This window comes from Endozoicomonas sp. SESOKO3 (assembly GCF_024606255.1).
Window position 1 is genome coordinate 1 of record NZ_JAHHPR010000362.1, and the last position, 1314, is coordinate 1314.

The following is a 1314-nucleotide window of genomic DNA, read 5'->3' on the forward strand; positions in this document are numbered from 1 at the left end:
GTTCCGGTGCTGACACCATCAACGGTGGAGATGGCAACGACGACATTAACGGTAATCAGGACGATGACACCATCACGGGTGGCGCTGGCGATGACAGCATCCACGGTGGCTTCGGAAACGATACATTGGATGGTGGTGCCAACACTGCGGCAGGCGATACGCTGGATATGGTGGGTAATGTCAGCGGGCCTTTAGACACACCGGACGATATTACCGTCGACCTCTCTGCCGCAGCCGATGCTGATGGTTACATCACCGTCAACAAAAGTTTTGGCAATGGGCTCTTTACCGGTACCGACAGGGTGAAGGGTTTTGAGAATGTCATCAGCGACCATGGCAACGATACCCTGATTGGTGACAATGCCAACAATATTCTCAACAGTGGTAGCGGTAATGACACACTCCGGGGCGGAAACGGAAACGATACTCTTATCGCCGGTTCCGGCAACGATACTCTGGAGGGTGGTGCCGGAACCGATACGCTGGACGGAGGGGCTGATGAAGACACCGTTGATTACAGCAATGAAACCAGCGGCGTCACGGTTAATCTGGACACCGGTACGGCCACCGATGGTGGCGCCAGTAACGACAGTCTGACCGATATTGAGAATATCACAGGCAGTGATCACGGGGATTTCCTTACCGGGAGTACGGTCGTCAATGCCATAGAAGCCGGTAAGGGCACAGACACGATTTATGCCACTGATGGCAACGATACTCTTGATGGTGGCGACGGCATTGATACAGTGGATTACAACTCTTCTCATTTCAACAGCTCAGCTAACGGCATTACCGCCACCCTGAATGGCTCCGCTAATGGCACAGTAGCTCACGGCGTTGACTCGGACACTCTCAGAAATATTGAAAACCTGGTGGGAACCAATAACGCCGATACCCTGACGGGGGACAGCAACAACAATAGTCTGAGTGGCATGGGTGGTAATGATACGCTTCGTGGCGGTGCCGGGGCCGATACGCTGGACGGAGGGGCGGGTGAAGACACCGTTGATTACAGCAGTGAAACCAGCGGCGTCACGGTTAATCTGGACACTGGTGCAGCCACTGACGGTAGCGGCGCTACTGACACCCTGACCAGTATTGAGAAAGTTCTGGGCTCCAACAATACGGCCTCAGGGGACGATCTCACCGCTTCCAGCACGGTAGCTAACGTACTGGAGGGTAATGCCGGTAACGACACCTTAACGGGTTTTGCTGCAGATCAACTGATTGGCGGAGCCGGTGACGACACTCTCAATGTTGATCTGGCAGCCCTGCAAAACAATGCCACACGGATAGACGGTGGCGCTGACAGCG

At 54.5% G+C, this 1314-nt stretch carries 1 protein-coding gene; it reads left to right on the forward strand.

Features of this window, described 5'->3' with window-relative positions; translation table 11 throughout:
• A partial coding sequence (locus KDK18_RS06475; RefSeq protein WP_306670881.1) for a calcium-binding protein occupies positions 1-1314 on the forward strand: 1314 nt, incomplete at both ends.